The organism is Methylobacterium sp. Leaf466 (assembly GCF_001425565.1).
Classification (GTDB): Bacteria; Pseudomonadota; Alphaproteobacteria; order Rhizobiales; family Beijerinckiaceae; genus Methylobacterium.
Genome location: NZ_LMRC01000035.1, coordinates 1 through 24,600 on the forward strand (window position 1 = coordinate 1; position 24,600 = coordinate 24,600).

At 71.5% G+C, this 24,600-nt stretch carries 26 protein-coding genes and 2 pseudogenes; 11 read left to right on the forward strand and 17 right to left on the reverse strand.

What is annotated here, in order from left to right; translation table 11 throughout:
* A pseudogene (locus ASG59_RS17935) lies at positions 1-645 on the forward strand (transposase); the annotation flags it as partial.
* Positions 646-792: 147 nt separating this feature from the next.
* Here ASG59_RS17935 and folK read toward each other — a convergent pair.
* The 12 genes from folK to ASG59_RS17995 all read right to left on the reverse strand — a co-directional run bounded on the left by folK (position 793) and on the right by ASG59_RS17995 (position 10,077).
* Positions 793-1,269 (reverse strand): 2-amino-4-hydroxy-6-hydroxymethyldihydropteridine diphosphokinase, encoded by a 477-nt coding sequence (gene folK / locus ASG59_RS17940; RefSeq protein WP_056410555.1) that lies wholly within the window; start codon positions 1,267-1,269, stop codon positions 793-795.
* Positions 1,266-1,646 carry a dihydroneopterin aldolase gene (gene folB, locus ASG59_RS17945; RefSeq protein WP_056410557.1) on the reverse strand — a complete coding sequence of 127 codons (381 nt, stop codon included), beginning with the start codon at positions 1,644-1,646 and terminating at the stop codon, positions 1,266-1,268. The genes folK and folB overlap by 4 nt, the downstream gene beginning before the upstream one ends.
* Complete coding sequence (gene folP, locus ASG59_RS17950; RefSeq protein WP_056410560.1) at positions 1,643-2,494, reverse strand: dihydropteroate synthase; 852 nt, start codon at positions 2,492-2,494, stop codon at positions 1,643-1,645. The genes folB and folP overlap by 4 nt, the downstream gene beginning before the upstream one ends.
* Before the next feature lie 143 nt (positions 2,495-2,637).
* A complete protein-coding gene (locus ASG59_RS17955) occupies positions 2,638-2,958 on the reverse strand; it encodes a hypothetical protein (protein WP_244472437.1) in 321 nt (106 codons plus the stop codon).
* Positions 2,959-2,989: 31 nt separating this feature from the next.
* Entirely contained in the window at positions 2,990-3,745 is a 756-nt protein-coding gene (locus ASG59_RS17960; protein WP_082528840.1) for a hypothetical protein, read from the reverse strand.
* Positions 3,742-4,899: a pyrroloquinoline quinone biosynthesis protein PqqE gene (pqqE, locus tag ASG59_RS17965; RefSeq protein WP_055889171.1), complete on the reverse strand. Its 1,158-nt coding sequence runs from the start codon at positions 4,897-4,899 to the stop codon at positions 3,742-3,744. The genes ASG59_RS17960 and pqqE overlap by 4 nt, the downstream gene beginning before the upstream one ends.
* Positions 4,896-5,972 carry a pyrroloquinoline-quinone synthase PqqC gene (gene pqqC, locus ASG59_RS17970; RefSeq protein ID WP_056410564.1) on the reverse strand — a complete coding sequence of 359 codons (1,077 nt, stop codon included), beginning with the start codon at positions 5,970-5,972 and terminating at the stop codon, positions 4,896-4,898. Before pqqC ends, pqqE begins: the two co-directional genes overlap by 4 nt.
* A gap of 177 nt (positions 5,973-6,149) precedes the next feature.
* Positions 6,150-7,049, reverse strand: a complete 900-nt coding sequence (pqqB, locus tag ASG59_RS17975) for a pyrroloquinoline quinone biosynthesis protein PqqB (protein WP_056410567.1) — start codon at positions 7,047-7,049, stop codon at positions 6,150-6,152.
* A 57-nt stretch (positions 7,050-7,106) separates the two neighbouring features.
* Positions 7,107-7,196, reverse strand: a complete 90-nt coding sequence (pqqA, locus tag ASG59_RS17980; RefSeq protein WP_055889187.1) for a pyrroloquinoline quinone precursor peptide PqqA — start codon at positions 7,194-7,196, stop codon at positions 7,107-7,109.
* A gap of 300 nt (positions 7,197-7,496) precedes the next feature.
* Positions 7,497-8,201 carry a response regulator transcription factor gene (locus ASG59_RS17985; RefSeq protein ID WP_055889190.1) on the reverse strand — a complete coding sequence of 235 codons (705 nt, stop codon included), beginning with the start codon at positions 8,199-8,201 and terminating at the stop codon, positions 7,497-7,499.
* On the reverse strand, positions 8,198-9,802 hold the full coding sequence (locus ASG59_RS17990) for a HAMP domain-containing sensor histidine kinase (protein ID WP_055889194.1): 1,605 nt from the start codon (positions 9,800-9,802) through the stop codon (positions 8,198-8,200). Before ASG59_RS17990 ends, ASG59_RS17985 begins: the two co-directional genes overlap by 4 nt.
* A 68-nt stretch (positions 9,803-9,870) precedes the next feature.
* Positions 9,871-10,077: a hypothetical protein gene (locus tag ASG59_RS17995; protein ID WP_055889197.1), complete on the reverse strand. Its 207-nt coding sequence runs from the start codon at positions 10,075-10,077 to the stop codon at positions 9,871-9,873.
* A 266-nt stretch (positions 10,078-10,343) separates the two neighbouring features.
* On the opposite strand from ASG59_RS17995, the pseudogene ASG59_RS20140 reads away from it, so the two are divergent.
* Positions 10,344-10,616, forward strand: a pseudogene (locus tag ASG59_RS20140) (endonuclease domain-containing protein); the annotation flags it as partial.
* A 165-nt stretch (positions 10,617-10,781) separates the two neighbouring features.
* On the opposite strand, the gene ASG59_RS18000 reads toward ASG59_RS20140, so the two are convergent.
* The 4 genes from ASG59_RS18000 to ASG59_RS18015 all read right to left on the reverse strand — a co-directional run bounded on the left by ASG59_RS18000 (position 10,782) and on the right by ASG59_RS18015 (position 15,328).
* Positions 10,782-11,579: a formylmethanofuran dehydrogenase subunit C gene (locus tag ASG59_RS18000; RefSeq protein WP_056410569.1), complete on the reverse strand. Its 798-nt coding sequence runs from the start codon at positions 11,577-11,579 to the stop codon at positions 10,782-10,784.
* Positions 11,576-12,532: a formylmethanofuran--tetrahydromethanopterin N-formyltransferase gene (fhcD, locus tag ASG59_RS18005; RefSeq protein ID WP_055889446.1), complete on the reverse strand. Its 957-nt coding sequence runs from the start codon at positions 12,530-12,532 to the stop codon at positions 11,576-11,578. Before fhcD ends, ASG59_RS18000 begins: the two co-directional genes overlap by 4 nt.
* A gap of 79 nt (positions 12,533-12,611) precedes the next feature.
* A complete protein-coding gene (locus tag ASG59_RS18010) occupies positions 12,612-14,255 on the reverse strand; it encodes a formylmethanofuran dehydrogenase subunit A (RefSeq protein WP_055889203.1) in 1,644 nt (547 codons plus the stop codon).
* The gene (locus ASG59_RS18015) at positions 14,249-15,328 is read right to left on the reverse strand and encodes a hypothetical protein (RefSeq protein WP_056285425.1); all 1,080 of its coding nucleotides are present in this window, start codon (positions 15,326-15,328) and stop codon (positions 14,249-14,251) included. The genes ASG59_RS18010 and ASG59_RS18015 overlap by 7 nt, the downstream gene beginning before the upstream one ends.
* 338 nt (positions 15,329-15,666) lie before the next feature.
* Between ASG59_RS18015 and ASG59_RS18020 the strand changes: the two genes are divergently transcribed.
* From ASG59_RS18020 to fae, 7 genes are all read left to right on the forward strand, one after another.
* Positions 15,667-16,626 carry a beta-ribofuranosylaminobenzene 5'-phosphate synthase family protein gene (locus ASG59_RS18020; RefSeq protein WP_056285760.1) on the forward strand — a complete coding sequence of 320 codons (960 nt, stop codon included), beginning with the start codon at positions 15,667-15,669 and terminating at the stop codon, positions 16,624-16,626.
* 195 nt (positions 16,627-16,821) lie between these two features.
* The gene (locus ASG59_RS18025; RefSeq protein WP_055889209.1) at positions 16,822-17,715 is read left to right on the forward strand and encodes an NAD(P)-dependent methylenetetrahydromethanopterin dehydrogenase; all 894 of its coding nucleotides are present in this window, start codon (positions 16,822-16,824) and stop codon (positions 17,713-17,715) included.
* 86 nt (positions 17,716-17,801) lie between these two features.
* Positions 17,802-18,860: an ATP-grasp domain-containing protein gene (locus ASG59_RS18030; protein ID WP_082528842.1), complete on the forward strand. Its 1,059-nt coding sequence runs from the start codon at positions 17,802-17,804 to the stop codon at positions 18,858-18,860.
* Complete coding sequence (gene mch / locus ASG59_RS18035; RefSeq protein WP_056285427.1) at positions 18,857-19,843, forward strand: methenyltetrahydromethanopterin cyclohydrolase; 987 nt, start codon at positions 18,857-18,859, stop codon at positions 19,841-19,843. The genes ASG59_RS18030 and mch overlap by 4 nt, the downstream gene beginning before the upstream one ends.
* Positions 19,844-19,966: 123 nt before the next feature.
* Positions 19,967-20,875, forward strand: coding sequence for a RimK family alpha-L-glutamate ligase (locus ASG59_RS18040; RefSeq protein WP_056410572.1), 909 nt, complete (start codon positions 19,967-19,969; stop codon positions 20,873-20,875).
* On the forward strand, positions 20,872-21,690 hold the full coding sequence (locus ASG59_RS18045) for a triphosphoribosyl-dephospho-CoA synthase (RefSeq protein ID WP_056410575.1): 819 nt from the start codon (positions 20,872-20,874) through the stop codon (positions 21,688-21,690). Before ASG59_RS18040 ends, ASG59_RS18045 begins: the two co-directional genes overlap by 4 nt.
* A 234-nt stretch (positions 21,691-21,924) precedes the next feature.
* Complete coding sequence (fae, locus tag ASG59_RS18050; RefSeq protein ID WP_055889218.1) at positions 21,925-22,437, forward strand: formaldehyde-activating enzyme; 513 nt, start codon at positions 21,925-21,927, stop codon at positions 22,435-22,437.
* A gap of 138 nt (positions 22,438-22,575) precedes the next feature.
* On the opposite strand, the gene ASG59_RS18055 is transcribed toward fae, so the two are convergent.
* Positions 22,576-23,274, reverse strand: a complete 699-nt coding sequence (locus ASG59_RS18055; RefSeq protein ID WP_056410578.1) for a HisA/HisF-related TIM barrel protein — start codon at positions 23,272-23,274, stop codon at positions 22,576-22,578.
* Between the two features lie 25 nt (positions 23,275-23,299).
* Here ASG59_RS18055 and ASG59_RS18060 point away from each other — a divergent pair, with 25 nt between their 5' ends.
* Together ASG59_RS18060 and ASG59_RS18065 are read left to right on the forward strand one after the other, a co-directional pair.
* The gene (locus ASG59_RS18060) at positions 23,300-24,397 is read left to right on the forward strand and encodes a hydantoinase/oxoprolinase family protein (RefSeq protein ID WP_200945980.1); all 1,098 of its coding nucleotides are present in this window, start codon (positions 23,300-23,302) and stop codon (positions 24,395-24,397) included.
* A complete protein-coding gene (locus tag ASG59_RS18065) occupies positions 24,394-24,594 on the forward strand; it encodes a hypothetical protein (RefSeq protein ID WP_056410579.1) in 201 nt (66 codons plus the stop codon). The genes ASG59_RS18060 and ASG59_RS18065 overlap by 4 nt, the downstream gene beginning before the upstream one ends.
* Positions 24,595-24,600 lie beyond the last annotated feature (6 nt).

Below are 24,600 nucleotides of genomic sequence, written 5' to 3' on the forward strand. Positions count from 1 at the left end.
CTGAGGCCCGCTATCCCGTCACGACGGCCCTGGCCGAGGCCGGCTTCACGGTCGCCCTGGTCGATCCGCGCCGGGTCCGAGCGTTCCGCACGGCCGAAGGACTGATCGCCAAGACCGACCGGCTGGACGCCGCGCTCATCGCGCGCTTTGCTCATCGCATGCCCGAGCATCTGCACCCTGCGCCCACGCCCGATCAGGTCCGGCTCAAGGCGCTCTCGACCCGCCGGCGCCAGATCACCGAACTGATCGCCATGGAGAAGACGCGTCTCGCCCAGGCCCTCGATCCTCTGGTGGCCGACAGTCACCGGGCGGTGATCGAGGCCCTGGAGGGCGCCTGCGCCGCCATCGAGGCGGAGCTCGATCAGCGCATCGGCGACGATCCGGCCCTCGCCCGCAAACGCGCCATCCTCACCTCGATCCCCGGCATCGGCCGGCGCATCGCCACCGTGCTGATCACCGACATGCCCGAACTCGGCAGGCTCGGCCCGAACGTGCCCGACCTTCAAGACGCCCTACAAAGCGATGCGAGAGGCGGGCAAACCCGCCAAGGTCGCCATCGTCGCCACCGGCCGACGCCTCGTCGTCCTCGCCAACGCCCTGGTCAAGGACGACAAAACCTTCGCCGAAAGCGACCTCATGGCTTGACCNCCGCCAAGGTCGCCATCGTCGCCACCGGCCGACGCCTCGTCGTCCTCGCCAACGCCCTGGTCAAGGACGACAAAACCTTCGCCGAAAGCGACCTCATGGCTTGACCGACAATACAGTCGCCGCTTGATCCAAGCGGAAACCGTCTCACGCCATCCGTTCGATCCCGGTGGCGTCGAGCGCCGACAGGGCCTGCGTCACGGTCACCGGGCCGATCATGAGGTCGGGCGCGATCTCGGCCAGAGGGACGAGGACGAAGGCGCGTTCGCGCACGAACCGGTGCGGCAGCACCAGCCGCTCGTCGGCGATGTCGGCGCCGTCGTAGAAGAGGACGTCGATGTCGATGACCCGTGGCCCCCATCGGCGTTCGCGAACCCGGCCGAGGGCGGTCTCGATGGCCAGCCCCGCTTCGAGCAGGGCATGCGGGCTCAGGGTCGTGTCGACGGCCACGGCGGCATTCAGGAACCAGTCCTGGTCGGTGTCGCCCCAGGGCGGCGTGCGATAGTCGCTCGACCGCGCCGTGATGCGGATGCCGGGCGTCACCGCCAGTCGCGCCACCGCTTCGGCCAGGATCGCCGCCTTGTCGCCGATGTTGCTGCCGAGGCCGAGATAGGCGGCCGTCATGCCGGCACCGCGGAGCGCCGCTGCCGTGCGATCACGACCGAGACCCCGTCGATCACCGCCGGCACCGGCGCGCTCGGCTTGTCCACCCGCACCGTCACGCCGTCGAGGAGGGGGAACCCGTCGAGGAGGGTGGCGGCGATGACCTCGGCCAGGGCCTCGATCAGGTCGAAGCGCCGCTCCGTGGCGATCCGGACGACGACGGCGGTGAGATCGGCGTAGCTGACCGTGGCGGCGACCGCGTCGGAGCGTCCGGCCGGGCCGAGATCGAGGGTGCAATCGAGGGAGATGTAGAACCGCTGCCCGATGCGCGCCTCCTCGGCCAGGAGGCCGTGATAGGCGAAGACGGCGATGCGCTCGACGAGGATGTGGTCGGTCATGCCGATGCCGCCTCCAGCGGAGGACGCATCACCGCATCGACGACGCGCAGGGCATCGACATGGGCGCGCACGTCGTGGACGCGCACGATGTCGGCGCCGAGGGTGGCCGAGAGGACATGCGCGGCGATGGATCCCGACAGCCGGTCGGCGGGCCGGGTCTCGCCCTCCTGCAGTCGCCCGAGGAGCGACTTTCGCGAGACGCCCACGAGCACGGGAAAACCGAGAGCCCGGATCTCGGGCAGGCGCCGCAGGGCCTCGAGATGCTGCGCCCAGCTCTTGCCGAAGCCGATGCCCGGATCGAGGACGATGTCGCGGTCATGGATGCCGGCCCGCCGGGCGATCGCCAGGGAGTGTTCGAAGAAAGCCAGCATGTCGGCGACGATGTCGATCCCCGGATCGATGGTCTCGCGGTTGTGCATCACCATCACCGGCGCCCCGTGGGCGGCGGCCACGGTGGCGATTTCGGGCTCGCGTTGCAGGCCCCAGACGTCGTTGACGATGGTGGCTCCCGCCTCCAGGGCGAGGCGGGCGGTGGAGGCCTTGTAGGTATCGATGGAGATCGGCACGCCGAGATGCGGGGCGAGGGCGCGGATCACCGGCAGGACGCGCGCCTGCTCCTCCTCCGCGGTCACCGGGACATGTCCGGGGCGGGTCGACTCGCCGCCGATGTCGACGAGGGCGGCGCCCTCGGTCACCAGGGTCCCGGCCTGGTCCCGGGCCGCGTCCAGGGCCTGGAAGCGACCGCCGTCGGAGAAGGAATCGGGCGTGACGTTGAGGATGCCCATGACCAGGGTGCGGCGCCCAAGGTCCGGAAGCAGCGCGGCGAGGGGCGTTGGAGCTGTCGGCACGGCGTCTCGTCACTCGGGAAGGGGGTATGCCCGGCAGACCCGGACCGCCCCCGTGTCATCCCCGCGAAACGGCGCTCATGCAAGGCGAAAACGCGAGGGCGCTGGGCCCGGTCCGCGCTCGCGGACGGACCGACGCCCGGCCCTCAGGTGCTGCCGCGATAGCAGCGGATCTCGGCCTCGGCCTGAGCGCGCCGAAGGTCGGCGACCTGGTCGTCGAACACCTTGGTGGTCTTGAACTGGGCCGTGCGCGCGCCGATACCCTGGCGCATCGAGAGCACGGTGCTCGCCTGCACGTATTTGTCGTACGGCAGGATCGAGGCGAGGGCGTCCAGCGAGCACGAGCAGCGCGACAGCGCCTCGCGCGACTGGCCGTTGGCCGCCATGCAGCCGAAGATGTAATCGGCCCGCGCCTCGGTGGGGTAGTCGTTCTCGCCGTCCACGGCCAGCGCCGGTCCGGCGAGCATGGCGAAACCGACGAGGGCGCCCGCGGCGCGTTCAACCAGCGTTCTGATCATAGCTCAGCTTCTCCTCGAGGAGTTCTCCGCCCTCCGGGTTCTTGGACTGCGCCTCGATGGAGAGCAGCTCGCCGGGAACGGCCTCGGATGTGACGAAGACATAGGTCAGGTTGTCGAACCCGCGCATGCGATCCTTCATCCTGTCCTCGACGAAGGGCCGGGTCTCGATGCGCCAGGCATCCACCGTCCGACCCTTGAAGGTCGCCTTGACCGGCGTCACCGTGGCGTTCTCGCGCAGGGACTTGCGGATGGCGTTCTTGATGTAGCGCGGGTTGGCCATCAGGACGCGGGCGAGATCCTTGAGGTGATGCTCCAGGAACAGCGTCATCACCGGATTGCCGGGCATGTCGGTGAAAGGGCCGGCCGGGAAGCGGTTGGCGCCCGAGAACATCTCGACCCGGATGGTGCGGGTGTCGGGGTTGGCGCCCGGGTCGATCATCAGCTTGATGCGATCGTCGAGGGGAGGGCCGAACGGGGCCTTCTCGATGCCGCTGCGGCGCAGGTAGCCGTAGGTGAGCGTGGTGCCGGGGGCGACGTTCTTCATCTGCGGCTGTTCGAACAGCACGTCGGAGGCGTTGGGCACATCCGCTTTGGCGGCGTCCGGCTTGATTTCATCCGGCTTGGCAGCGTCCGGCTTGGCCGCCTCCACGGGCGGGACCTCGGTGGGCGGGGCGGTCTGCGCCAGAGCGGACGATGTCAGGACCGCGATCAGCGCGGCCAGTCCGAAAATCTTCACTGGGGGGCTTCCTCCGTCAGCGGCGAACGGACCGCGCGGTCCGCGTTACTGCCGATGGTGCGATACACGTAGTCGGGCGGGGTCTCGGCCGCTTCCTCGGTGGCGAGTTCGCGGACCTTGGCGTGGAGGGGCGAGAGCGAGCAGGCCGGGTCGGTGGCGGCGGCGTCGCCGGCCAGCGCCAGGGCCTGGCAGCGGCAACCGCCCCAGTCCTTCTCGCGCCGGTCGCAGGAGCGGCAGGGCTCCTGCATCCAGTCGGTGCCGCGGTAGGCGGTGAAGGCCGGGGAGTTCGCCCAGATGTCGCCGAGCGAATGATCGGTGACGTACCAGAACTCCAGTTGCTTGATGGTCTCGGCGGCGTGGCAGGGCAGCACCTTGCCGGCCGGGGTGACGTTCATCAGCTTGCGGCCCCAGCCGCCGGCGCAGGCCTTGGGGTATTTCGCATAATAGTCCGGCACCACGAGGTCGATGACGAGCTGGCCCTTGAGCCGCTCACGCGCCGCCTCGACGATCCGGATCGACCGGTCGACCTGGGCCTTGTCCGGCATCAGAGCGGGCCGGTTGACGTAGGCCCAGCCGTAATACTGGGTGTGGGCCACCTCCAGGCGCTTGGCGCCAAGCTTCACCGCGAGGTCGATGAAGCCCTCGACCTCGTGGATATTGCCGCGGTGGATCACGCTGTTGAGGGTCAGCGGCAGGCCGAGCTGCGTCACCCGCTCGGCGAAGGCGAGTTTCTGGGGCTGCGCGTTCTTGAGGCCGCCGATCTTCTCGGCATTGGCGGCATCGACGCCCTGCACCGACAGCTGCACGTGGTCGAGGCCGACGTCGTAGAGCGCGTCGAGCTTGGCGAGCGCGCCGCCGACGCCCGAGGTGATCAGGTTGGAGTAGAGGCCGAGCTTGGCGCAGGTCTCGGTGATCTCGACGATGTCGTTGCGCGCGGTGGGTTCGCCGCCCGAGAGGTGGACGTGCAGCACGCCGAGCCCCGCCGCCTCGGTGAGCACCCGCTGCCAGGTGGCCGTGTCGAGCTCGCCCGAGCGCCGGTCGAGTTCGAGCGGGTTCGAGCAATACGGACAGCGCAGGGGGCAGCGATGCGTCAGCTCCGCCAGCAGCCCGACCGGGGCCGGCAACACGGGACCGGTCGGCGTGACGGCGTTCATCGCTCGATCACCCGTTTCGTGGCCAGGTCGTTGAGCATCGCCAGGACGTCGACCTCGATCACCGCGCGATCGGCCGCGTATGTCTCGGCGAGCACGCCCGCGATGTCGCGCACCGTGCGCCTGCCGTCCACGAGGGAGAGCACGGCGACGGCGTTGCCGTCGAGGTCGAAGGTGCGCTCGGGCGCCAGCAGCACGTGCTGGCCGCGAACCTCGTCGTGGCGCAGGCGCACGCCGCGGGGCAGGCGCGGCACATCGGTGGCGCCGATCGTCCCGGTGCCGGCGGCCTGCGTCACCTCGGGCACGAGCCCGGTGCCGGGGGTCCAGGCGTCGGGCGGGATCATGCCCGGCGCGACATAGGCGAAATACAGGGCGTCGAGCTGCGTCCACAGCACGTTGCACTTGAAGGTGAGTGCCGCCATGGCCTTGCGCTGCAGCTCCGGCGTGGTGGCGTGCTGCTTGACGTAGTCGATGGCGAATTCCGCATCGCGCGGCGCCTGGGTGAGGCGCTTGTCGAAATAGGCCAGGGTGTCCTTGGTGATGAAGTCGTAGTTCTTGAGCATCCCCGCGACGCGCTCGGAGATGATGGTCGGCGAGAACATCTCGGTGAGCGACGAGGCGATGGCCTCGAGGAGCGAACGCTCCTTCACGAAGTGGACGTAGGCGTCCACCGAGAAGCGGGTCGCCGACAGGATGCCCTGCGTCGACTCGACGTAGGCGCGTTCGAAGCCCACCCCTTCCGCCAGCTTGAGCCAGCGCTCGATGCCGCCGTCGCCGGGCGCGTCGCCGTCGTGGTCGACGATGCGCTGGCGCCAGACCCGGCGCAGGGAGGCATCCTCCATGCGGGCGAGAACGGCGGCGTCCTTCACCGGGATCATCGCCTGGTAGTAGTAGCGGTTGAGCGCCCAGGCCCGGACCTGATCCTTGTTCAGCTTGCCGTCGTGCAGCAGGCGGTGGAACGGATGCAGGTTGTGGTAGCGGCGGGCACCGATGTCGCGCAGGGCCGCCTCGATCTCGTCGGGGCCGAGCAGGCGCTGGGCATCTTCGGTCTTGGGAGTCGGGAAGGGCGCGGTCATGGCGTTCGTCCGTTCGAGGCGTTTCCGAATGGTTCGTGGGCGACACCGTCGAGGGTGCCTATCGCGCTATTATATTGCGCATCCTATAAGGACCGGAGAACTAAATTTCCAGGTCCGTCACCGGGCACGCGTCACTCCGCCCTTGGGCGGAAGGAACGCGGGCGCCTCGCACATGACCTAGAGCGTCAGGCTCAATCCGTCATGGGCCACGGTCCAATTCCGGCTCTCGACGCGGTCGCGCTCGACCGAATCCTCGACCAGCACCGGGTTGGTGTTGTTGATATGGACGAAGATGCGCCGGCCGATGTCCGTGTCGGCCAGGGCCTCGATCGAGCCGCCAGGACCGGTCATCGGCACATGGCCCATGCGCCAGCCGGTCTTGGTGCCGACCCCGGCCCGGATCATGTCGTCGTCGTGGAGGACGGTGCCGTCGAAGAGGAGCGCGTCGACCCCCGCGATCCGCGCCTTGAGGTCGTCGGTGACGCGAGCGCAGCCGGGGATGTAGGCGAGGCGCTTGGGGCCGGCCTCGATCATCGCGCCCACCGTGGTCTCGGTCTCGGCGCCGATCTCCATGGTCTCGTCCTCGAGCCACAGGGGCACCTTTCCGGGCACCGCGAAGAGGGTGACGGTGAGGCCGGGGACCGGCTCGAAGGCGTGGTCGAGACGGATCGGCTCGCGGCGCACCACATCCGCCGCCATCACGTCGAAGACCCGGTTGCCGTTCACCGAATCGAGGATGCCGGCGGTGCCGTAGAGGGTGAAGGGCTGGCCCTCGCGCAGGGTGAGGAGGCCGGCGACATGGTCGACGTCGCCGTTGGTCAGGAGCACGGCATGGATCGGCGAGTGGCGCAGGCCCTCACGCGGATGCAGCACGGCGGTATCGGAGATCTGTTGCCGGATGTCCGGCGAAGCGTTCACCAGGAGCCAGCGTTCTCCATCGGGAGAGACGGCGATGCTCGACTGGGTGCGGGGCTTGACCCGCCCCGACTCCGTGCGGGCGAGGGAACAGATGGGGCAGCGGCAGTTCCACTGGGGAAGGCCGCCGCCCGCGGCGGAACCGAGGATCACGACATGCATGGCGAACCGATGCTATCCTTCAATCCTCTGGTTCCACACGACCTTAATTACAAGGTCTCAGTTGAAGGTGTCGATCTCGGCCGACTCGTAGCTCGTGACTTCCATGCCGACGCAGATCTCGGAAACGATGGGGGCAGCCCAGGTCATGGTGTTTCTCCAATACAGTTTCTTAAGGGTCGCCAGTGTCCGGATCGACGACTAAGAAGATCGTAAGATACTGACGGCGCAGTCATTTCTGTCGCGGGAGCTGTATCGTCGTTTTACGCCGACTCTTCAAGCGCAAAATTGCCGAATCGTCCCGCTGCGCCATTAGAAAGTTCTCATATCCTGCAGCCTCGCGACAGGGCGGCGCGACGCCGCGCCCCCGGCGATGGTCAGGCGGCGGGATCGCCGTGCGCCCGCGGCAGCCGCGGTCGCGGATACCACCGTCGCCCGATCGCGGCGGGCCTAATGGCGAAAATCCTGTCCCTTCAGGTCGAGCATGAACCCGCGTCCGCGCACCGTGACGATCACCGGGCCGCCGAGCCGCACGAAGTCCGAGAGCTTGGTGCGCAGGTAGCCGACGTAGACGTCGACCACGTTGAGCGAGAGCCCGCCCTGGCCGGCCCAGAGCTTGTCGAAGATGTCGCCGCGCGAGACCGGCTGGTTGGCGCTGTCCATCAGGAGGGCCAGCACCTCGGCCTCGCGGGGGGTGAGCCGGGCGGTGGCGTCGGAGAAGGCGACCTGGCGGATGGTCAGGTCGAGGATCAGCCGGCCGGCGGTGATGACGGTGCGCGGCTGCTCCGACGCCTTGCGCCGCAGCAGGTGGGTCTGCAGGCGGGCCAGGAGCTCGTCGAACACGAACGGCTTGACGATGTAGTCGTCGGCGCCGAGCGCCAGGCCCTCGGCGCGGTCGCGGACCTCGTCGCGGGCCGACAGGAACAGGATCGGGCCGGGATAGCCGCCCTCGCGCAGGGAGCGGCAGACGTCGTGGCCCGAGCCGTCCGGCAGGTTGATGTCGAGGACGATGGCCTCCGGGGCGTCGTCGCGGGCGGCGGCCAGGGCGTCGTCGACCCGGCCGGCGACGCCCACCGAGAACCCCTCCGCCTCGAGGCCGCGGGCGAGCATGCCGCGGATGTCGCCGTCATCCTCCACGATGAGTATGCGCGTCATGCCACGCCCTCCTTCTGCGTCAGCTCGATCGGGTGGCCCGGATCGGCGTCCAGGAGGGGGATGTCGAGCGCCACGCGGGCGCCGCCCCCCTCGGCCGTCCCGATGCGGATCGCGCCATCATGGCGTTCGATCACCCAGCGCGCCAGGGCCAAACCGATCCCGAAGCCGCTTTCCACCGAGCGCGGGCCGCGCTGGAACCGCTCGAACAGCCCCTCGGCCGCCTCGGGGAAGCCGGGGCCGTCGTCGCTCACCGTGAGGGTGGCCACGGCCTCGCCGACCTCCAGGGCGACCACGACCCGGGTCAGGCCGAGGGCGTGGCGCATGGCGTTGTCCACCAGGCTCTCGACGACCTGGCGCAGCCACTCGCGGTCGGCCAGCACCCGGGCCTCGTGCCCGTGCGTCTCGAGGCGCAGCGCCACGCGCCGGCGGACCGCCTCAGAGGCCATGCTGTCGACGGCATCGGTGAGGATGGCGGCCGCGTCCGTGGGCCGGCGGTCGAGTTCGATCTGGCCGGATTCCGAGCGGGCGACCCGCAGCAGGTCCTCCACCCGCCGCTGCAGGCGCAACGCCCGCTTGCGGATGGTGGAGAAGACCGGGGTGGGGTCGAGGTTGCGCCCGGACGAACGGGCGGCGATGTCGCATTCGCCGAGGATGACCGTGAGCGGCGTGCGCAACTCGTGGCTGACGTCGGCGAAGAACCGGCGCCGCGAGCGGTCCACCGCCTCCAGGCGCTCGTTGGCCGCGCGCAGGTCCAGGGTGCGGGCGGCCACCGTATCCTCGAGGGCGGCCCTGTCCGCCGCCAGCCGGCCCTCGCGCCGGGCGAGGCGCGCGGCCATGCGGTTGAAGTTGGCGACGAGCAACCCGAGTTCGTCGCGGGTGGCCACCGAAAGACGGGTGTCGAGTTCGCCGCGGCCGACGGCACCGGCGGCCCGGCGGATCGCCTCGATCCGCGCCAGGGTCGGGCGGGTGACGCCGCGGTAGAGCACCAGCACCACCGCGAGGGCGAAGACGGCCGCCGCGAAGGCGGCGATCCGCAGCCGGCCCGACAGGTCGCGGGCCTCGTCCGATCCGGCGATCATCGAGCGGCGCTCGACCTCGATCAGGAACGACAGCGGCTGGCCGGTCATGGCGCCGAACCCGTTGAGGGCGCCGCGGATCGCCGCCTTGCGCTGTTCGTCCTCGGACTTGCGCAGCACCTGGGTGACCTGCCGGTCGAGCACCACCCGCGCCGAGCGCAGTTGCGCCATCGGGCGGGTGCGGGCGGCGTAGAGGGTGCGGTCGAGGGGATCGTTGCTGGCCACGATGGTGCGCCCGAGGGAATCGTCCACCGCGGTCAGGGCCTTGTCGACGGCGGTGCGGGCCAGGGCCAGCCCCTCAGGCTGGGCGTCGGGGTTGCTCACGGCCTCGAGGGCGGCCAGCCCGTACTGCGTCATCCGTCCGGAGAGTTCGACCAGCAGTTCGAGGCGCCCCTGCGCGGCCAGGGTCCGGTCGATGGCGCGCTCGGCGGCGCCGATGGCGGCGAGGACCCCGAGGGCGGCGAGGACGACGAGGACCGCCGTCGCGCCGAGGAGAAGCGCGAACCGGACTTTCAGGGACCGCATCGTCTCACACCGTCCATACCCGCCCGCGACGCCCGACCGGACCGCCGCTCGAGGGGCAGATGAACCGCCTAGAGGTCCTTGGGCAAGCTCCCGCGCACGGCACAGCGCCAGCGGGCCACATGCCATTCGGGATGCTCGGCCTGCCAGGTGGCCAGCGTGCTCTGGGCGTGGCGCAGGCAGACGAAGGGGCTGCGCGCCTCGAACGACATGCTGATGCGATCTTCGCGGCATTGATCGGGCTGCGCGATGAGGCAGACGGAGAGAAGGAGGAGCATCGGTCCGGGCTCGCCTGACGGGGAAACGGCACCGGATGCAGTCGCTGGTCCGGTTCATCAAACGTCACGGAACCAGATCGCCAAGGCAAGACCCGTCGTCGGCAAAGTCTGCGCCACGTCGCCTCAGGATCGACGATGTGATAGGTGCTCCGGATATTGTAGGCTTCGCGCTCCCGATGACAGCCGAGACGAAAACCGGGAATAGAGCAGCGCGTTTACGGGCGGAGTCGGCGTGGGCGGAATCCAAGCTCTGACAGGCTCTCCGAGGCCGTCGGTTGAACGGCTGGAAATTCCGCCGCCAATCTCCGATCGACCGGTTCATCGTCGATTTCGTCTGCCACGACGCCAAACTCGTCATCGAAGTGGACGGGGCAACACATGGAACAGCCGACGAACGAGAGAGGGATAGACTGCGGACGCTGGTGCTCGAAACCTGCGGGTTTCATGTGCTGCGCGTGACCAACGCAGATGTCTACGACAACCTCGACGGCGTGCGAGAAACGATCCTAATGGCCATCGCGCAGCCTGGAGCGGTTTGATCGATCGCGGGCGGCACGCCGGTGCTCCCTCTCCTGGAAGGAGAGGGTTGGGGTGAGGTGTGCGACCTCTCCGGACAAACCTCTCACCTCACCCTGCCCCTCTCCTTTCAGGAGAGGGGACCCGCGCCTCGACGAGGACCGTCAGGATGATGTCATGGAGGCCCCTCAGCCCGCCGCCACCCACAGCTCGCCCTTGCCCAGGGTCGCGAGATCGCCCGAATAACGCGTGAGCGCCCCGGCGGCGAGGTCGGCATGGGGGGCGCTGATCGTGCGCAGGGAGCGGGCCAGGAGGCGCAGGAACACCAGGTCGTGGGTGCCGGTGGCGACGAAGCTCGGGGACAGGGCGCCGTGGCCGCCGGTGAGGATCGTGCCGCGGCGCATGCCGTAGCCGGGATGGTCGCCGACGCTCTGCGCGGCGATGGTGCCGGCGATCATGCGGGCGCCGGCATAGGCGCCGGCCTGGCCCACGAGGAGCAGGCCACGGCGCATGCGGTCGCCGAGGTGGTCGCCGGCCCGGCCCCGGATCACCAGGGTGGCGCCGTCGAGGCCGGCCTTGGCGGCATAGACCGCCCCGCCGGCGTGGTCGCCGGCATCCCCCTCGATCGTGATGGTGCCGCCGGTGGCGCCCGCTCCGGCGAAGGGTCCGGCCGAGCCGGTGACGGTGAGCGTCCCCCCGCTCATGCCGGCACCCAGCCGCTGGCCGACGTCGCCGACGACCCGGATGACGCCGGCGCTCAGGGAGCCGCCGACGCCGTCGAGGCGCGCGGATCCGCCCTCGATGGTGAGCGTGTCGGAGCCGTCGAGCGACAGGGAGAAGCAATCGCCCAGCGTCAGCCCGCGCCGGCTGGTGCCGACGGGCAGGCGCGCCGCCTCGGCCTCGGACAGGCCGGACAGCGAGAGCGGGGTGACGGGGAGGAGGTCGAGCCGCTCGGGCGGCTCCTGGCGCAGGGTGAGGGTGCTCATGACGCTGTCGCCTCGGCCGCCGGCTCCTTCGAGAGGAGATCCTTGAGGTGGTAATGGTGGCGGCCGAGATTGCCGCCGTAGTTGCCCGCCGTCACCGCCACGAGGCCGTGGGCAGCCCCGGCCTCGGTGGAGGCATGCAGGGCCGCGCGCATGGATTCGGCCACCGAGCGCGAGGTCAGGCCGTCGATGACGATCTCCAGCACCACGCCGACCTCGGCCGCCAGCTCCGAGCCGGCCCTGCCCTTGAGCGTCGGGCAATAGGCGTCATTGGTGGAGGCCATCATACCCTTGGTGCGCGCCCCCACCTTCGAGCCCGAGCGGACGATGCCGCCGGGGAAGGGCAGGATGACGTCGGACACCGCCCGGGCGGCGTCCACGGCGATCTCGGCCACCTTCAGCGTCCCGGCGTGGGTGCGCCCGAGGAACAGCAGGTTGCCGCCGCCCACGGCACCGTCCACCGCGCGCACGAAGTCCTCGCACAGGAACTCGCCGTCCATCACCGGGATGCGCCAGTAGCGCCGGGCCTTGCCCGTGGCGGGGTCGGGCAGGCGCTTGGCCACGGCGAAGCCGTCGCCGAAGTAGCGGATCGCGCCCCCGAGCTTGATCTTGTGGGGGCCCTCGACGCCGGCATAGCAGGCGGTGCCGGGGCAGGTGAGGATGCACTGGCCGACGCGCTTGAGGAGCTGGTCCTTGAGGCCGTTGGGCTCGAAGCCGAACAGCAGCACGCGCACGCCGGGGCGCCCGTCCGGCGTCTCGTCCGGCGACAGTTCGCAATCGATCCCGGCCTCGGCGCCGCAGCCGATGACGGAGGTGGCGAACCCGGTCATCGTGACGGCCGCGATCATCGCCCATTTGGCGGTGTCGTTGGTGATGATCAGCGCCGTCCCGGCGACGTCGAACGCCTCGGCGAAGGTGTCGACGACGGTGATGCCGTTGAGGGTGAAGTCAGACATCTCGGTCACCGGTTCTTGACGCCACGTGTCGTCCCACTGGCCCGGACGGTCCCGTGCGGGACGCAACGAACCCTCGCGATCACGCCAGGCATGCCACGTCCTCGAAGGCGTCGGGCGTGGAGAACGCCTCGTCGGGCACGGCGAAACTGTCGAGGCCGGCGCCGAAGCGGTCGACCAGGTAGGCGTCGGTGCGCTTCTCCATCGCACGATCGGATTCCACCGACAGTGCGAGGGTGTGGCCCGAGCGCCAGGACACCACCTCGCCGTCCTCGACGACGACCTGGCCGTCCTTGAACACCAGTTTCGCCCGGGCGAACATGGCGGTGCGGTCGCGGTCGTCGCGGTAGACCGCGACATCGGCGCGGGCGCCCTCGCGCAGGTGGCCGCGGTCGGTGAGGCCCAGCAGCTTGGCCGGCCCGGAGCGGGTGAGCTGCGCAATCTCGGACAGGGTATATTCGCGCTCGATGGCGCCGAGGCCGGAGCGCTCGCCGATCACCGCATGCAGGCTCGCGATCTCGCGGTCGCGGGCCTCCTTGTCCATCAGCCAGTGGATGATGCGCGGGTATTCGGTGAAGGGGCCGCCGTTGGGGTGGTCGGTGGTGAGGATGGTGCGCTCAGGGTCGCCCGAGAGCAGCATCAGCTCGAGGCCGATCGCCCATTGCAGGGAGCTGACCGCGCCGCGCGGCTTGTAGAGGAACGGCACCACGCCGCCGCCCTCGGCATCCCCCGCGGTGAGGATCCACTTCTTCGGGTTGGCGCCCTTGCGCCCGGCGAACTGGCGCAGGATGTCCAGCGAGATCGTCACGGTCTGGCCGAAGGCGACCTGGCCGACGTCGTAGGTGGCGTTGGGATGCTTCTCCATCGCCTCCGCGATCCGGGCCGCCGCCGAACGGAACCCGCCCACGGAGGGGTCGGACGGGTCGGAGACGGCATAGGCGTAGAACTGGGCATGGGCGAAGTGGATGCGCCGGCCTTCCGCCGCCTCCATCGTCGCGACGAATGAATCGTCGGCGCCGGGGATGCCGAGGTTGTTGCAATGGACGTGGAGGGGGTGGGGCACCCCGATCTCCTCGACGGCGTCGAGGAGCGCCGTCATGATCTTGCGCGTCGAGAGGCCGTAGACCGGGATCTCGTCGTCGAGGCTGAGCTTGAGCACGCCGTCCTTGAAGGCCGAGGCGCCGCCGGCATTGATGCACTTGACGCCCAACGCCCGCGAGGTGGCGACGTTGAGGGCCACGAGGTCGCGCACCGCGTTGGCGCCCTCGCGCTGGCGCAGGAGCTCGAGGAGCTGGTCGTCGTTCCCCAACACGGCGAGCGCGCCGCGGTCGAGGAGCGGGATGTCGGCGAGTTCGAGCTGGGTCGAGAGCGCGTTGGCGGGCGGCATCGCCGGCTCCACCGCCGTGGTGTAACCCATCCGGGCGTAGTTCGCGCCGATCCAGGCGGCGGAGCCGCCGGCATGGGCGAAGGGATGGCCCTCGGGCGCCGCCTCGCTGGCATAGAGATCGGGCAGGAGCAGGCGCGACATGTTCACGTTGCCGCCGGCGATGTGCGAATGCACCTCGACGCCGCCGGCCATCACGACGCAGCCGGTGGCGTCGACGGTGCTGTCGGGGGCGCGCTGCGAGGGCGCCACGATGCGGCCGTCCTCGATCCAGACGTCGCCGACGGCGTCGCGGCCGGCGGTGGGATCGACGACCCGTCCACCCCTGATCAGCGTCAGCATGCGGCAAGGTCCTTCACAGTGAGGTGCGCGCGGATCGCGTCGAGGACCGCTGCGGCGGTCAGCGCGGCGGGCTGCCCGGCGGCGGCGCGATAGCCCAGCGTGCCCCGGCGCTCGTCCCAGAGCGTGCCGCCCGCGCTCTCGCCCGGGACGCCCACGGCGATCACGACCTCGGCGGCGTCGCCGGTGGCGTCGGTGCCGCCCTCGCCGACGATGGCGACCGAGGGCACCGAGCCGAGCCAATCCGGCCGCGGGGCGGGCAGGGTGGCGAGCCACACGACGGCATCGGCCTCGCCCGCGCGGACCTGGCGCTCGCTGTCGAAGCGCCAGGGGTCGTGCTCGGGCAGGGATCGGCCGAAGCCGGTGCGCGGGGCCTGTCCGGTGGTCCAGGCCGAAAGCTGCACCAGGGCGCGACCCTGGAAGGGGTCGGCGATGGGCAGGGCGAAGAAGCGCGTGGTCTCGTTGAGGTCCTTGACGAGGCCCTGCAACATCTCGACGCCGAGTTCGCCCACCTCTGCGGGCTCGTAGAGCACCACCCCGAACCGGGCGGCGGCGAGGCGACGGGCGAGGTCGGCATAGGCGGCCTCGCCGGACAGGTTGCCCTTGGCGAAGGCCCGCAGGTGCGCGATCGAGACCGCGAGGCCGCCGTCCTCGACGGGGTAGGAGACGTGGCGGGTGGCGCCGTTGCTCGGGCTCCCGAGCGAAAGAAGGGTGCGTTCGGAGCCGGCGGCGCGGCCGCGCCGGGGTGCGGCCGCGGCGATCTCGGCGACGATGGGACGGTCCCACGGCGCGCTGCCGATCACCAGCACGACATCGGCGCGCCCGACCGCCTCGGCGGCGGTGGTGAGCATGGCGCCGGCCCGGCTGAGAACGCCGAGTTCGGCGTAGAGGGCGGGGGCGGCGACGGAATCGAGGGAGGCGCCGATGACCCCGGCCAGGCCGTAGGCCGCGCGGAGGGCGGCGACGTCGGCGTTGAGGCCGGCGAAGACGGGTGTCCGGGCGCCGGCCAGCAGATCGGCGGCGGCCTTGATCGCCGCGTCGGCGTCGGTCGCGCCACCCTTAACCCAGGCTGCCATGGTCCTCACCTTCGGGAAACGCGCGCCGCTGTCGCGCTGCCGGCCGTTGTGGCCGGCTTCGATCGGACGCCGTCTCCGTCGATCGGATGCCGTCTACTCGGGTCCGGCCGGTCACGTCGTGCGGGCTCCCGAGGGGGCCCGGCGGGGACGTTTGCATTCGCGCAACGCCGCAAGCAAGTCCCGGGGCGCGATTTCTCCGGCACCGTCCGTGGTCGACCAGGTTTCGTGCGACGCGGCTTGCGAGGCCTCCCGCCGCCGTGGGAGAAGCCCGCGCGGCGTCGTCGGCCGCGCCGTCGAAGAGGATCGAGGGGATCGTCGTGGTGGAGACCCCCGAAGTGATGGAGACCCCCGAAGCGTTGCCGGCCCGCGTCGCGGTCCGCGCCCCGGCCCGCCTGCATTTCGGGTTCCTCGACCTGCACGGCGGCCTCGGCCGGCGTTTCGGCAGCATCGGGCTCGCCCTCGACACGCCGGCGGTCGCCCTCACCGCCGAACGCGCCCCCGGCACGATCGTCACCGGACCGGAGGTCGAGCGGGTCCGCGGCTACGTCCTGGCGGCGGCCAAGCACCTCGACCTGCCCCCCGACGTGGCGATCCGGATCGAGTCGGCGATTCCGGCGCATGCCGGGTTCGGCTCGGGCACGCAGCTCGCGCTCGCCGTGGCGGCGGCCCTGGCCGCCCTGCACGGACGGCCCTTCGCACCCGCCGACTTCGCCGACGTCCTCGATCGGGGCAACCGCTCCGGGGTCGGGCTCGCCGCCTTCACGCAAGGGGGGCTCATCGTCGACGGCGGCCGCGATGCCGGCGGCGCCCCACCCCCCGTGATCGCGCGGCTGCCCTATCCGGACGCCTGGCGGGTGGTCCTCATCCTCGACGAGGCGATGACCGGCGTCCACGGCAGCCGCGAGGTCGAGGCTTTCCGCGACCTGCCGCGGTTCCCCGAAGGCGAGGCCGCCGAGATCTGCCGCATCGTGCTGATGCAGATCCTGCCCGCGCTCGCCACCGCGGAGCCGCAGGGCTTCGGGGCCGGCATCAGCACCATCCAGCGCCTCGTCGGCGACCACTTCGCACCCCACCAGGGCGGGCGGTTCGCCAGCCCCCGCGTCGCCGAGGTGCTCGCCGCCATCGCGGCGCAGGGGGTGGCCGGTTACGGCCAGAGCTCGTGGGGGCCCACCGGCTTCGCGCTCGTGGCCTCCGAAGCCGAGGCGCGGGCCCTGGTGGCGAGCCTGCAGCGGCCCGGACCTCTGCGCTTCCTCGTCGCGCGGGGCCGCAACACCGGTGCCGACGTCTCCTCGGCCTGACGTCTCCTCGGCCTGAAATACCCTCGGCCTGACGTCTGCGCGGTCACGTGACGGTCACGGCACCTTAAGAGAGGGCGTGGCAGGGTCGCCGCCCCGGCCGCGCTTGACCTCGTCGGCCCGCCGTCCTTCAACGCACCGAACGTACGCCGGCGCCGATACGCCTGATCCGACACGCCAGATCCGAGGAAACCGACGATGGCCCGCTCGATCCTGCACATGCTGACCCCGCTCAAGCACATGAGCCCGTTCGACGTGAACATGGCCATCGATGCCGGCTTCGAGACCATCGCCACCTACACCGACGTGACGCTGCCCGACGTGACCTCCCTGGTGCAGGATTCGATCTTTTCGCGCTCCCCCCAGGACGGGATCCGCACCGGCATCTTCATCGGCGGCAAGAACGCCGAGGACGCCCTCGACATGGTGGACCGGGCCAGGAAGGCCCTGGTGCCGCCCTTCGCCAACCACATCATCGCCGATCCCGCCGGCTCCTTCACCACGGGTGCGGCCATGGTCGCCGAGGTGACCCGCGCGCTGAAGGCGAAGTTCGACACCGATCTCAAGGACAAGCGCATCGTGATCTTCGGGGGCGCCGGCGTCGTCGCCTACGTGGCGGCGGTGATCGGCGCGCTCGAAGGCGCCAAGACCGTCATCGTCGGCCACGACGGCGAGGAGCGGGTGAGCAAGATTGCCTTCACCATGAAGTGGCGCTTCGGCATCGACGTCGGCGCCGTCGACGGTTCGAACGCGGAGGCGCGCCGCGCCGCCATCCGGGACGCCGACGTCATCCTCTCGGCCGGCCCGGCCGGCGTCTCGATCCTTTCGGCCGAGGACCTCGAATCGGCGCCTCGCCTCCTGGTGGCCTCGGACGTCAACGCCGTGCCCCCCGCCGGCATCGCGGGCATCGACGTCAACGCCGTCGACGTGGCCCTGCCCACCGGCAAGGGCATCGGCATCGGCGCGCTGGCGGTGGGCAACGTCAAGTACCAGACCCAGTCGCGCCTGCTCCGGCGGATGCTCGAGGCGCCCGAGCCGCTGATCCTCGATTTCCGCGATGCCTACACGGTGGCCGTCGAGGTCGCCGGCTGAACCGGTCCGCGGACACGATCCTCGTCGCGGCGCAATCGGGCCGCGCCCTGGCGCAGGCGGCGCGCCGGGCCGGGCTCGTCCCCCTGGTGGTCGACCTGTTCGGCGATGCCGACACCCTGGCGCTGGCGGGACGCCACCGGCTGGCGGCGGGGCGGTTCGGCGCCGGCCGCCTCGACGGCGATGCCCTGCTGGCGCACCTCGACGACCTCGCGGCCACCGGCCCGACGCCGCTGGGCATCGTGCTCGGCTCAGGCTTCGAGGATGCCCCGGACCTCATCGCGAGAATCGCGACGCGCCATCGCCTGCTCGGCGCCTCGGCCGATGCGGTGGCGGCGCTGAAGGACCCGATCCGCTTCGCGTCCCTGTGCGAGCGCCTCGCCATCCCGCATCCGGCGGTCACCCGCGGGGCGGTCGCCGACCCGAAGGCCTGGCTCCTGAAGCGGGACGGCGGCTCGGGCGGCAGCCACATCCGCGCGGCGACCGCCGCCGCGCCGCCGCCGGGCGCCTATTGCCAGGCGCGGGTGAGGGGCAACGCCCACGCCCTCGCCTTCCTCGCCGACGGCCGCGACATCGCCGCGGTCGGGGTCACGGCGCAATGGAGCGACCCTTCGCGGATCCGGCCCTTCCGCTACGGCGGCGCCGTCGAGCAGGCGCGGGACGCCACGCCCCTGCTGCCTCCCGCCCTCGTCGCCGCGGTGACGCGGGCGGCAGCGGCGCTCGTCTCCGCCACCGGCCTCACGGGGCTCGCCAGCGCCGACATCCTGGTCGACGGCGGGGCCTGGTGGCTCATGGAGATCAACCCGCGCCCCGGTGCCACCCTCGACGTCCTCGACCGGCGCCCAGAACCGCTGCTGTCGGCGCATGTGGCGGCCCATCTCGGCCGTCTCCTGTCCGTCGGCGACGTTCCGGTGGATGCGGCGGCCGCGCGGATCTGTTACGCGACCACCGACTACGCCCCGGTGCCCCCCCTCGACTGGCCCGACCACGTGCGTGACCGCCCCCGCGCCGGCTCCCCGGTCGCACGGGGGGCGCCGCTCTGCACGGTGGTCGCCACGGGACGGGACGCATCGGACGCGCGCGCGATCTCGCAGGCGAGGGCCGACAGGCTCCGCGCCCGCCTCGGTTCTCAAGGAGTCCATCGATGAGCACGACCCACACCGGCCCCGTCCGCACCAGCCCGAGCCTCAACGGCCTCACAGCCCCCCTGGTGGAGCGGCTGGTGGCCGAGGCCGAGAGCCTGCGCCTGTCGGTGACCACACAGCACGGCGCGCGCATGGTCGATGCCGGCGCTCGCGCGCGCGGATCGATCGAGGCCGGCCGGCGCATCGCCGAGATCTGCCTCGGGGGGCTGGGCACCGTCACGATCTCCCCCACCGGGCCGATCGCGGCCTGGCCGTATTCGGTGGTGGTCCATGCCGCCGATCCGGTGCTCGCCTGCCTCGGCAGCCAGTACGCCGGCTGGAGTCTCGCCGACGAGACCGGCGATTCCGGCTTCTTCGCCCTGGGGTCGGGCCCCGGCCGGGCGCTGGCGGTGGTCGAGGACCTCTACAAGGAACTCGGGTATCGCGATGCCGCCGGCGCCACCGCCCTGGTGCTGGAGAGCGCCAGCGCGCCCCCGGCCTCCGTCGTCGCCAAGGTCGCCGAGGCGGCAGGCCTGTCGCCCGAGGCCGTGACCTTCATCTACGCGCCGACCCAGAGCCTCGCCGGTTCCACCCAGGTGGTGGCCCGCGTCCTCGAGGTCGCCCTGCACAAGGCCCACACGGTCGGCTTCGACCTCCACAAGATCGTGGACGGCATCGGCTCGGCGCCGCTCTCGCCCCAGCATCCCGACTTCGTCAAGGCGATGGGCCGCACCAACGACGCCATCATCTACGGCGGCCGGGTGCAGCTGTTCGTGGAGGCCGATTCGGCCGACGCCCGCCAGCTCGCCGAGCAGCTGCCCTCGACGACCTCCGCCGACCACGGCGCGCCCTTCGCCGACATCTTCTCGCGGGTGAACGGCGACTTCTACAAGATCGACGGCGCCCTGTTCAGCCCGGCCGAGGTCATCGTGACCTCGCTCACCACCGGCGAGAGCTTTCGCGGGGGCAAGCTGATGCCCGAGCTGGTGGAAGCCTCGTTCAGCTGAGCGCTTCCACAGGGTAGACGGGGGATCGCGACCGCTTCGGATATGGCGGCGATCCCCTCTCCCGACCCCCTTCGTGGGCCACCCTCCCCACGAAGGGGGCGGGTGACGTCAGAGAAAACCTCCATGCGCATCGGGCTCGCCGCCGACAACGGCAATTGGCACAAGGGGCGCCTCCTGGCGGCCCTGCGGACGCTCGGGGCCGAGCCGGTGCTGTTCTCGCTGGCCGACGTCGCCATCGTCACCGACGGGGGCGAGCCGCTGCGGGTGCCGGGCTTCCCCGACGGCCTGCCGGACGGCGTCCTCCTGCGCACCGTCGCCGGAGGGACCTTCGAGGCGACCACCATGCGGCTCGGCGTGCTGCACGCCCTGGTGGCGGCGGGCACCACCGTCTGGAACGCGCCGGTGGCCATCGAGCGCTCGGTGGACAAGGCGATGACGAGCCTGCTCATCGCCCGCGCCGGCCTGCCGACGCCAGACACCTTCGTGGTCTCGAGGCGCGAGGCCGCCGCCGCCATCGTCGCCCGCGAGGCGGCCCCGGGCCGTCCGCTGGTCCTGAAACCCCTGTTCGGGTCGCAGGGAGAGGGGCTCCAGCTCGTCGAACGACCGGAGAACCTGCCCGACGAGGCGGCCGTGTCGCGGGTCTACTACCTGCAGCGCTACGTGCCGCGCAGCGACGGGCTGTGGCGCGACTTCCGCGTCTTCGTCTGCGAGGGCCGCGCCATCGCCGGCATGATCCGCGAGGGCGACGGCTGGATCACCAACGTCCACCGCGGCGGCCGGCCGCTGCCCTGGGCGATGCCGCGCCAGGCCGCCGACCTCGCCGAGCGCACCGCGCAGGCGGTGGGCGTCGACTACACCGGCGTCGACCTCGTCGAGGACGGGGAGGGCGGCTACCAGGTGCTCGAGGTGAACTCGATGCCGGCCTGGTCGGGCCTGCAGAAGGTCACCGAGGTCGACATCGCGCTCAGCGTGGCGCGCGGCTTCCTCGCGGCGGTGCGCGCCGGCCACGTCCCGCGGCTGGTGGTGGCGTGACGCTCCCGCCCGCCGCCGTCGCGGCGGCCTACGAGGCCTGCTGCCTGGCCGAACTCGACGCGCTGAAGCCCGGCAACGTCCACGTCTTCTCGGCCGGCCACCGCATGGACGCGGCCGATTTCGTCACCAGCGCCGCCGTCTCGGCGCCCCACCTCGCCAAGGCCGGGACCGGCCTCGGGCAACGGGTGCTGGGCGGGGTCGAGGCCACGATGGCGGCCGTGGGCCAGAACACCAACCTCGGCATCCTGCTCCTGTGCGCCCCGCTGGCCATGGCCGCCGAACGCGGCATCCCGCTCGGCGACGTGCTGGACGGGCTGGAGGCGCAGGACGCCGCCGACGTCTTCGCCGCGATCCGGATCGCCAATCCGGGCGGGCTCGGCGCCGCGGCGCGCCACGACGTCCACGAGGCCGCCCCCGCCTCCCTGTTGGCGGCGATGGCCGAGGCCGCCCCGCGCGACCGCATCGCCGGGGCCTACGTCACCGGGTTCTCGGATCTTCCCGCCATCGGCCTGCCGGCCCTGGCCGCCGCCCGTGGCCGCGGGCTGGCGCCGCCCTGGACGACCACGGCCGTGTTCCTCGCCTATCTCGCGGCCGTGCCCGACAGCCATGTGGCCCGCAAGCACGGGGCGGCCCGGGCCGAGGCGGTGCGCAGCGAAGCCCGGGCCCTGCTGTCCCTCGACCTGGCGACGGGCCCCGTTTCCGCCCTGCTCGCCCACGACGCGCGGCTGAAGGCCGAGGCGATCAACCCGGGCACCAGCGCCGATTTCACCGTGGCGACCCTGTTCTGCGACGCCCTCGCCCTGCCCGTGGCGTGAGCCCGACGGCCGGCGAGCCCTCCTCGCCCCCGGATGGCGGCCGCTCGATAATTCCGCACCCTCCCGGCCGCAGGCGGGTTGTTCCGGGCAGGAGCCCAGAGTAGGGTCCGCGCCGCGATCCGGGCAAACCGGTCCGGCCCGAACGGGGCTGGACGCCGTGAACAAGGATGGCTTTGGGCCGCGTCCGACTCCGGATGCGGCCGCGTCTTTCAAGACTACCGGGAGAAACCCCACATGGCGAAAATCACCAAGGTTATGGTCGGCGAGGCTCTCGTCGGCGACGGCAACGAGGTCGCCCACATCGATCTCATCATCGGACCGCGCGGTTCGCCTGCCGAGACCGCCTTCTGCAACGGCCTCGTGAACAACAAGCACGGCTTCACCAGCCTGCTCGCGGTCATCGCGCCGAACCTGCCCTGCAAGCCCAACACCCTGATGTTCAACAAGGTCACCATCAACGACGCCCGTCAGGCCGTCCAGATGTTCGGCCCTGCTCAGCACGGCGTCGCCAAGGCCGTCCAGGACGCGGTTGCCGAAGGCACCATCCCGGCCGACGAAGCCGACGACCTGTTCATCCTGGTCGGCGTGTTCATCCACTGGGAAGCGGCCGACGACGCCAAGATCCAGAAGTACAACTACGACGCCGTCAAGCTCTCGATCGAGCGCGCCGTGAAGGGCGAGCCCACCGCGGCCGTCGTCACCGAGCAGCGCAACTCGGCCTCGCACCCCTTCGCCGCGAACGCTTAGATTGGGGGCAGTCCTGGGCAGAGCGAGCCTCCGCCCGTACCGCGGGGCCTGCTCCAGCGACTGGCTTCCATCTTCCTCGGACGATGAACTTCTTTGCGTGGGGCGGCTTCGGCCGCCCCATTCTTTTTGGCGGCCCCGTCACCCCGTGACCGCACCGCGGCCGAGGCGTCGGTCGTGGATCGCCGAGGCGACCAGGGCCCCGGCGACCCCGATCGCCGCCAGCGCCGCGAGGTCCTCCGGCCCGCGCACGCCGCCCGCCGCGTAGAAGCGCCGGCCGGGATGGGCCGCCGCGAGGCCTGCGAGCCGCGCCATGTCCGGCCCCGCCCCGGTGCCGATGCTGGCCAGGGTCATCACGATCACCTCGCCCGGCCAGGCCTGTGCATCGGCGTGGAGGCACGCCGGCCCCAGGGCCTGCCCGCCGCGGGTATCGAGGGAGAACACCGCCCGGTCGCCGAGCGCCCGTACCAGGGCCGCATCCGTCTGGCTCTCGCTGCCGATCACCGGCCGGCCGAGCTCTTCACTCAGGAATGCATCGGCGGAATCACGATCGCGAAATCCCGCATCGACCCACAGCGTCACCCCCGGGCAGGCCGCCGCGATCCGGCGCAGGCTCGCCAGATCCGGGCTTGCGCCCTCCACGATCGCATCGAGGTCGGCGACGTAGAGGGTCGCGGCACCGGTCGCCTCGATCAGCCCGCGGGCGACGTCGGCGGGGGCGGACCCCTTTGCCAAGGGCGTCACGATCGGGGCATAGGAGTCGCGCATCCCGGCCCGCGCCCGCACCACCAGCCCGTGGCGCAGGTCGATCACCGGGATCACCTCGAACGCGTCGCCCATCCGTTTCCTCCGTCGAGCCACCGCCGTGACAGATCCAGCCCTGCCCTCGACGTCGCCGGTGATCGGCTGGGATCTCGGGGGGGTCCATGTCAAGGCGGCCCTGGTGCGGGACGGCCGGGTGGTGGAGGTGGTCCAGGCGCCGTGCCGGCTGTGGGAGGGGGTCGGCGCCATCGACGACGCCCTCGGCCTGCTGCCGGAGGTCTTTCGCGGACAGGCCCGCCACGCCGTCACCATGACCGGCGAACTCACCGACTGCTTTTCGGACCGGACCGACGGCGTCGGGCAGATCGCGGAGTGGGCCGCACGGACCCTGCGCGGACCGGTGGCGATCTACGGCGGACGCGCCGGCCTCGTCGCGCCCGAAGCCGCGCGACGAGCGGCCGCCGACATCGCCTCGGCCAATTGGCACGCCACCGCGGCCCTGGCCGGGCAGGGCGTTCGCGCGGGCCTCCTCGTGGACATCGGCTCGACCACCGCCGACCTGATCCCGATCCGCGACGGGCTGCCGGCGGCCACCGGCTACAGCGACGCCGAGCGGCTGGAGACGGGCGAACTCGTCTACACCGGGGTGGTGCGCACGCCGGTGCTGGCCCTGTGCCGCCACGTTCCGTTCCGGGGCCGGCGCACGGCGCTGATGGCGGAGGTCTTCGCCACCACGGCGGACGTCTACCGGATCACCGGCGACCTCCCCGCCGGCGCCGACCAGCAGGACAGCGCCGACCTCAAGGGCAAGTCCGTCCCCGAGAGCGAGACCCGGCTCGCCCGGATGATCGGACGCGACCACGGCGAGGGCGGCGCGGCGGACTGGCGCGCGCTCGCCGACCATGTGGCGGAGGCGCAGCTGCGCCTCGTCCACGACGCGGCCGCCCGGCTGCTGTCGCACCCCGACATGCCCGGCGACGCGCCCTTCGTGGTCTGCGGCGCCGGCCGCTTCCTGGCCGAGCGCCTGGCCCGGCGCCTCGGCCGCGCCGGCATCGCCTTCACCGACCTGATCGCCCCTCGGCTTCCCAGCGGGGAGGGGGCGGAATGGGCCTCCACCTGCGGCCCGGCCGTGGCGGTGGCCCTGCTCGCCGAGGCGGCGCTGGGCCCGACCTCGCCCCCATCCGACCGGAGCCCCTCATGAGCCACCCCCAGAAACTCGCCCGCATCCTCGCCGCGCGCTCGGGCGCCGACATCGAGCTCGCCATCGCAACCCAGGGTGGCCAGACCCTCAAGCTGCTGGCGACGCCCGATCAGGTCGACCGGCTGATCGACGAATTGGAGGATATCCTCAACTCGCCGGCCGACGAGGGGACCGGCGAGCCGCCTGAGGCGGCGTGAGGCGAG